Annotated in this window: 7 protein-coding genes; 1 reads left to right on the plus strand and 6 read right to left on the minus strand. The window is 68.9% G+C overall.

Translation table 11 applies throughout. The features are described from left to right. Nucleotides 1–284: 284 nt before the first annotated feature. Entirely contained in the window at nucleotides 285–734 is a 450-nt protein-coding gene (locus DSP71_RS03385; RefSeq protein ID WP_046747664.1) for a hypothetical protein, read from the minus strand. A gap of 133 nt (nucleotides 735–867) precedes the next feature. Here DSP71_RS03385 and DSP71_RS03390 point away from each other — a divergent pair, with 133 nt between their 5' ends. Beyond that, nucleotides 868–2,367, plus strand: a complete 1,500-nt coding sequence (locus DSP71_RS03390; RefSeq protein WP_113680362.1) for an HNH endonuclease signature motif containing protein — start codon at nucleotides 868–870, stop codon at nucleotides 2,365–2,367. A gap of 91 nt (nucleotides 2,368–2,458) precedes the next feature. On the opposite strand, the gene DSP71_RS03395 is transcribed toward DSP71_RS03390, so the two are convergent. From DSP71_RS03395 to hemQ, 5 genes are read right to left on the minus strand one after another with little or no spacing between them, the layout of a single operon-like run. Then, nucleotides 2,459–3,781, minus strand: a complete 1,323-nt coding sequence (locus DSP71_RS03395; protein ID WP_113680363.1) for a glutamate-1-semialdehyde 2,1-aminomutase — start codon at nucleotides 3,779–3,781, stop codon at nucleotides 2,459–2,461. Nucleotides 3,782–3,803: 22 nt separating this feature from the next. Further along, nucleotides 3,804–4,781: a porphobilinogen synthase gene (hemB, locus tag DSP71_RS03400; RefSeq protein ID WP_058631691.1), complete on the minus strand. Its 978-nt coding sequence runs from the start codon at nucleotides 4,779–4,781 to the stop codon at nucleotides 3,804–3,806. Then, nucleotides 4,778–5,575, minus strand: coding sequence for a uroporphyrinogen-III synthase (locus DSP71_RS03405; RefSeq protein WP_046747493.1), 798 nt, complete (start codon nucleotides 5,573–5,575; stop codon nucleotides 4,778–4,780). Before DSP71_RS03405 ends, hemB begins: the two co-directional genes overlap by 4 nt. Further along, nucleotides 5,572–6,567 carry a hydroxymethylbilane synthase gene (gene hemC, locus DSP71_RS03410; protein ID WP_058631692.1) on the minus strand — a complete coding sequence of 332 codons (996 nt, stop codon included), beginning with the start codon at nucleotides 6,565–6,567 and terminating at the stop codon, nucleotides 5,572–5,574. The genes DSP71_RS03405 and hemC overlap by 4 nt, the downstream gene beginning before the upstream one ends. Nucleotides 6,568–6,571: 4 nt before the next feature. Further along, complete coding sequence (gene hemQ / locus DSP71_RS03415) at nucleotides 6,572–7,252, minus strand: hydrogen peroxide-dependent heme synthase (protein WP_046747491.1); 681 nt, start codon at nucleotides 7,250–7,252, stop codon at nucleotides 6,572–6,574. Nucleotides 7,253–7,432: the final 180 nt, after the last annotated feature.

The raw sequence follows: 7,432 nt of genomic DNA on the forward strand, positions 1-7,432 counted from the left end.
GGCCCCCACGGAGGAGTCCCCAACCGAGGAGTCGCCCACCGAGGAGTCCCTGCCCGACGGGTTCGGCGCTGACGAACACGGCACCGAGCAGTCCGGAACCGCCGGTGCCGGCGAGCAGAGCGAGCCTGACGACGAACACCGTCACGACGAGCACGGTCACAACGAACACGGTCGCAACTGAGCGACTCGGCTGACGACGAACGCCCTCCGGCCTCTCGGCCCGGAGGGCGTTCCGCATTCAGAGGCGGGTCGACCGTGGATTCATAAGCCTGAGCCGCCTCGCGTCAGGCAGGCCGAGGACGGATGACCGGACGACGGCGTCCCTTCGAGACCGGCACAGGCGCGGTCGCCACGATCTCCTCGACGTTGGCGGGCTCATCCGACACGTCGAGTCGCAGAGCCTGCGTGAGCGCGAGCCCGTGGCTCGTGGTGAGGATCAGGCGGCGGTACTGCTCGTCGCCCTCGAGATCGATCACGACGCTCGGACGACGGCGACGGATCAGCACGAAGTCGAGGCTGCCCGCGGCCTTCCAACTGCCGGCAGCGAGGACGCCGGGGATGTGCGTGCCGGGGTTCGGCACGCCACGGAGCCAGGTCCAGGCATCTTCGGTCAGCTGCACCTTGGCGATGGTGTCGCGCGCGATCCGGAGGTTGTCACGGTGGAAGGTGGCGGCACGTTCGATCGGCGAGAGCACGACCTCCAGTTGCGTCTGGTCCAGCAGCAACGTCACCATGTCCCCCAGTCTGCCAGCGTGGCCCTGCCAGTTGTCTGGAAGTTGCTCACAGGAACGCAACGATCCCTTGTCGATCAGCACCAGTCATCCACATCCCCTTCCTCTATTCGAACATATGTACTATACTCGACTCATGCCTCCCTCCACGAACGACATCGATCAGCGCGAGTCGCTGCTCGACGCGTGGGTGGAGAAGCGCCGACGCATCGCGATCCTCGAGGCAGAAGCGTCTGCGCTGCTCGCCGATCGTCTGCGGCTGCAGGAAGAAGATGTCCACGAGCAGCCGCAGCACCGCGAGGCGATCCACCGCTCGATGATCGCCGAGTACTCGGCGGCCGGTCGCGTGTCGAAGGGCAGCATCGAGTACGCCTTCACAGACGCCCTCTTCCTCGAAGCCGAGCACCCGGTCGTCAGAGACGCGTTCCGACGCGGCGCGATCAGTGCGGCACACGTTCGGGAGATCGTGCGCGAGGGCGCCATCGTGCGGCAGGCCGTTCGCGATGGTCGGGCCGCCACCGAGGCGCTCACCCTGTACGACACTGCCGCACTCGTCGTCGCGGAGCAGGATTCTCCCGCACGCACCCGCGCGATGGTGCGCCGCGTCGCGTCGTCCCTCGCCTGCGAGACCGTGGTCGAGCGCCATCGGCGGGCCTACGGGGAGCGGTCAGTCACGCTCCGGTCGCTCGACGACGGCCTCGCGCTGCTGCAGGTCGTGCTGCCGGAGCATCTCGCCCACGCGATCCTCGACCGACTGACCCGGCTCGCACAGCACGTCATCGCCACACGAGGCGACCATCCCTCTTCGGGCGATGACACACCGGCGCTGTCCTCGGACGACCTCGACTCGGGCGCCGATCGGGTCTTTCTGCAGGACCTGCGAGCCGACGACTCCCATCGCGAAGACCCTGTGCTCAACAGCCACCCGTACGACAGCGAGCCACCCTGCGGACCGGACACCGGCGACGCACGCGTCGACGCCCACGTCATCTTCGGCGACGGAGACACCTTCACGACGGATCCGTCACTCGGTGCCCCATCCGCCCCGACCGATGAGCGAGGCATCGATGCGGTCCGCACCGACCTGCTCAGCGACCTGCTCCTGACCACGGATCCCTCTGCTGCGGCGGGCACAGCTCTGGAGGGCATCCACGCCCGCATCCAGGTCACGATCGCTGCCGAGACGCTGGCCGGAATCGACGAACGGCCTGCCGAGCTCGACGGCATCGGTGCACTGCACCCCGACATCGCCCGCGACCTCGCCGGACGCAACGGCGGCTGGTCCCGCCTCTTCCTCGACCCCGCCGGCATCGTGACGGCCACAGCCGCCTACGCCCCGACGGCGGCGATGCGGCGGCACCTCCAGGCCAGAGACCAGCACTGTCGATTTCCCGGGTGCCGCACACCCGTCCACCGGTGTCAGATCGACCACAATCACGACCATGCGAAGGGCGGAGCGACGTCGATCGACAACCTGAGCCACTTCTGCGTCGGGCACCACGCGCTGAAGCATCCCGACATCGCCGAGAAGCACCGATGGCGAGCGAGACAGACCCCCGGCGGCGACATCGAGTGGACCAGCCCGCTCGGCCGGTGCTACACCGACGCATCACCGCGCCGCGTCATGTTCGTCTGACCGCGGTCCCGAACGAGCCCTCACGGACGCGCGGTCACGAACGCGCGGTCCTGGGACGCGCCCTCACGAACGCACAGTCACCAACGCGCGGTTATGGACGAGCAGCTGCGGCCGCAGCGGCCGCGGCAGGAAGAGCGGCTTCGATCTGCTGCAGCTCGTCCTCACCGTGGGCCGCGGTCAGGAACCACGCCTCGAAGACGCTCGGGGGAAGCGCCACCCCCTGCTCACGCAGCGAGTGGAAGAACGGCGCGTAGCGGAACGACTCCTGAGCCTGAGCTTCGGCGTAGTCCCTCGGCGCCGACGCCCGGAACGAGGCGTTGAACAGGTTGCCCGCGGTGGCCACCGCGTGCGTCACGCCGGCGTCGGTGAGGGCCGCGTCGAGGGCGGTAGAGACTCGAAGAGATGCGGCGTCCACCGTCGCGTAGACCTCCGGTGTCGCGAGCCGCAGCGTCGCGAGACCCGCTGCGACCGAGAGCGGATTCCCCGAGAGAGTGCCCGCCTGGTAGACCGGCCCGAGGGGAGCGAGCAGATCCATGACATCGGCTCGACCACCGAGCGCGGCCAGGGGCATGCCTCCACCGACAACCTTGCCGAACGTGAAGATGTCCGGCAGGTAGTCCTCGCCCGCAGCTGCCTGCAGACCCCAGAACCCTGCCGGGTGCACCCGGAATCCGGTGAGCACCTCATCGAGGATCATCAACGCTCCGTGGGCGTGGGCAGTCTCCGCGATCAGACGGTTGAAACCGGGCAGCGGGGCCACGACGCCCATGTTCGCGGCCGAGGCTTCGACGATGACCGCGGCGATGCGCTGGCCGTGCTCGGCGAACACCGCAGCCAGCGCCTCGGGATCGTTGTACCCGATCACGAACGTCTGCGCCGCGATCGGTGCCGGGACACCTGCCGACCCCGGAAGCGCGAGCGTCGCGACGCCGGAACCTGCTTCGGCGAGAAGGCCATCCGAATGCCCGTGATAGTGACCGGCGAACTTCACCAACAGGTCGCGACCCGTGGCGCCCCGCGCAAGGCGGATGGCCGTCATGGTCGCCTCAGTACCCGTGGAGACCAGACGCACGCGCTCGACAGGACGGATCTCGCCGAACCGCACACGGTCGGCGATCAACGCGGCGAGCTCGACCTCGCCCTCCGTCGGAGCGCCGAATGACAGGCCACGAGCTGCGGCCTCCTGCACCGCGGCGACGATCTCCGGGTGCGCGTGCCCCAGCAGCGCAGGACCCCACGACGCGACGAGGTCGACATACTCGCGGCCGGCGGCATCCGTGACCTTCGCCCCCTTTGCCGAAGCGAGGAACCGCGGCGTCCCGCCCACCGAACCGTAAGCACGCACCGGGGAGTTGACCCCACCGGGGATGACCGCGCGGGCAGCGGAGAACAGGTCGTCGTTACGGTCGTTCATGAAAGGAGTGCTCCTCGGTCAATCAGTCGCGCAGCCAGCCGGCCGCTTCGGTGGCCCAGTAGGTGAGCACCGCATCCGCACCGGCGCGGCGGATGGAGAGAAGGGACTCGAGAACGGCTGCTCGACGATCGATCCACCCGTTCGCACCGGCGGCCTCGATCATCGCGTACTCGCCGGAGACCTGATATGCCCACACCGGAATGCTCACGGTGTCGCGCACCTCGCGGAGCACGTCGAGGAAGGCCATCGCCGGCTTCACCATGACGATGTCCGCACCCTCCGCCTCGTCCACCACTGCCTCGCGCACACCCTCGCGACGGTTTCCGGGATCGAGCTGGTACGTGCGGCGGTCGCCCTTCAGCTGAGAGTCCACTGCCTCCCGGAAAGGTCCGTAGAACGCGCTCGCGTACTTCGCCGCATAGGCCAGCAGGAGCGTGTCCGTGAAGCCCTCACTGTCGAGCGCCTTGCGGATCACGGCGACCTGGCCGTCCATCATGCCGGACAGCCCGAGCAGCTGCGACCCCGCGCGCGCCTGGGAGAGAGCCATCGCGGTGTACCGTTCGAGCGTCGCATCGTTGTCGACGGAGCCGTCGGCCGCGAGCACGCCGCAGTGTCCGTGGTCGGTGAACTCATCGAGACACAGATCGGTCTGCACGACGAGCGCGTCGCCGACCTCTGCCGCCAGCGCTTCGGTTGCGACGTTGAGGATCCCATGCGGATCATCGGCACCCGAGCCGAGGGCGTCGCGCACCTCGGGGACGCCGAACAGCATCACGCCGCCGACCCCCGCCTCCGCAGCCTCGACCGCGGCCGCACGCAGCGAATCGAGAGAATGCTGAGCGACACCGGGCATCGACCCGATCTGCACGGGCTCCGTGATGCCCTCTCGCACGAACAGCGGGAGGACGAGCTGCCCCGGCAGCAGCGAGGTCTCGCGCACCAGATCGCGCACTGCGCGAGACTGCCGCAGTCGTCTCAGTCGCACGTCGGGGAAGCTCACGGCGCGAACTCGTCGGCCGCGTGCGGAAGGGTGAAGTGCGAGACGGCCTCGATCAGGGCGTCGATCGTCTGACGGTCGGCAACCACCGACACGGGAAGCCCGGCGCGCTGCGCGTCTTTCGCGGTGCGGGGGCCGATAGCCGCGAGCAGGGTGTCGTCGGGGATCTCCGGGAACTGCTCGCGCACCTGCTCGGCGACCGAACCGCTCGTGATGAGGATCGCGTTGATCCGACCGTTCTCCACATCGCGGCGGATCCGCTCCGTGACCGGGACGCCGACCGTGCGATACGCCACGACACCGTGCACATCATGGCCCGCTTCGGAGAGCAGCCGGCTGAGCACGGGCTTCGCGATCTCGCTGCGCAGCGCGAGGATGCGGCGCGGCTCCTTCTCGAGGGCGATGAGCTGCTGTGCCATCCCCTCTGCGGAGTTGTCCTGCTCCGGGACCAGCGTGACCTCGTAGCCGACCGCCTGCAGAGCCGCCGCGGTCGTCTCGCCGACAGCGGCGATCTTGGTCGAACGCGGCACGACCGCCCTGTGGGCGAAGAGCACGTCGACGGTGGTGGCGCTCGTGACCGTCAGCCAGTCGAACTCCCCGGCGGCCAGCTGCGCCAACGCCGAGTCGAGCGTCGCCTGGTCTGTCGTCGGCGCGAAGTTGATGAGCGGGGCGACGACGGGGACCGCGCCCAGCGCGCGCAGGCTCGCGGCGACGCTGTCGCCCCACGGCCCGCCACGGGGCACGAGGATGCGCCAGCCGTCCAGCGGTCGGTCCTGCTTGATTTCGGAAGTGGTCATGAGGATTGCTCTCGGGATACGAGGCCGGCCGCCCCTTGATCGAGCAGCCGACGGGCAACAGTGAACCCGAGCTCGCGCGCTGCGTGCATCGGGTCTGCACCATCGGCAGCATCCGCTCCATTGCCACTGCCGTTCCGACGAATATACTCCCCGTTCAGGTCTTCCGTGACGTCGAGGCCGATCCGGCGACCCCCGTCAGCGGCGTACACGACGGTCCTGACGCGGATCGAGGAGCCGTCGACGACGGCGTGAGCGGCCATCGGTGCCTGGCACCCGGCATCCAGGCCCTGCAGGATCGCGCGCTCGACGGTGATGGCCAGACGCGTGTCGGTGTCGTCGAGACCGGCGAGGGCCGTGAGCAGCTCCTGCGGGGCGTCCGCCCGGGTCTCGACCGCGAGCGAACCCTGTCCCGGCGCGGTGGGCCATTCTGCGAGACCGAGCTCTTCGCGTCGGAGCGGCGACTTCGCGTCGAGCCTCGAGAGACCGGCTGCCGCGAGGATCACCGCGTCCAGCTCACCGGAGACGACTCTGGCGAGCCGGGAATCGACGTTCCCGCGGATGTCGACGACCTCGGCGCCGGGTGCTCGCCGGTGGACCTGGGCGATGCGTCGCGGTGAGCCGGTGCCGACGGTGCTTCCCGAGCGGAGTTCGTGCAACGCGGTGCCGTCACGGGTCAGGACCACGTCACGCGGGTCTTCGCGCTTCGGGGTCGCCGCGATCACGAGCCCTTCAGGGATGGCGGTGGGGAGATCCTTCAGCGAATGCACCAGGAAGTCGCACTCCCCCGCGAACAACGCCTCGCGAAGACGCGTCGCGAAGATGCCCTGCCCGCCGATCTCGGAGAGCGACGCGCGGTTGGTGTCGCCTTCGCTGGTGATCGGGACGAGTTCGACCCGGCGCCCCGACAGCTTCTCGAGAGCCGCGGCGACATGACCCGACTGCGCCTGCGCGAGCGCGCTTCGACGGGTACCGAGACGGATGGGAGTGCTCATGCGCTTACTGGAGGACGTCCGCGATCTCGTCGAACCGGAGCCTGCGCCCCGTGTAGAAGGGCACCTCCTCCTTCACGTACAGGCGGGCGTCGGTGTACCGCAGATCGCGCATCATGTCGACGAGGTCGGTGAGCTCATCGGCCTCGAGCGGAAGCAGCCACTCGTAGTCGCCGAGCGCGAACGAGGCGACGGTGTTGGCGAGCACGCCCTTGAATGCCGCGCCCTTGCGTCCGTGGTCGGCGAGCATGGTGCGACGCTCCTCCTCCGGGGCGAGGTACCACTCCGGCGTGCGCACGAACGGGTAGAGGCAGAGCCAGTCCTTGGGGCCGATGCCGCGGAGGAAGCCCGGCACATGCGAACGGTTGAACTCGGCGTCGCGGTGCACGCCCATCACGTTCCACACCGGGAGGAGGGAGCGCAGCAACTCGGTGCGACGCAGGCGGCGCAGCGCCTTCTGCAGCTCCTCCGCCGTGTCACCGTGCAGCCACACCATGAGGTCGGCGTCGGCCTTGAGCCCGGAGACGTCGTAGAAGCCGCGGACGGTCACGCCCGAATCCTCGATGTAGGAGACGATCGTCTCGAGCTCGGTCGAGTCGTTCTCCGTCACGGGGACGTCGGGGTTTCGTCGCCAGACGGCCCAGAGGGTGAAGCCGGACGGGTTCTCATCGCGCTCTTCGGACATCATGCTCCCCAGTCTGCCTCGTTTACGCAGGAGCCGCTAATCACCCGGACGGGTGCCTCACGACATCCTGGAATGCTGCGCACCAGTGCGAGATGCGTGTCAGTGCGAGATGCGTGTCAGCGCGAGATGAAGCGTGCGATCGCCCAGACCGCGCCGCCGACCGCCGCCGCGATGCCGACGGTG

The sequence above is a fragment of the Microbacterium sp. H6 genome (assembly GCF_003314775.1).
Lineage (GTDB): Bacteria > Actinomycetota > Actinomycetes > Actinomycetales > Microbacteriaceae > Microbacterium > Microbacterium oxydans.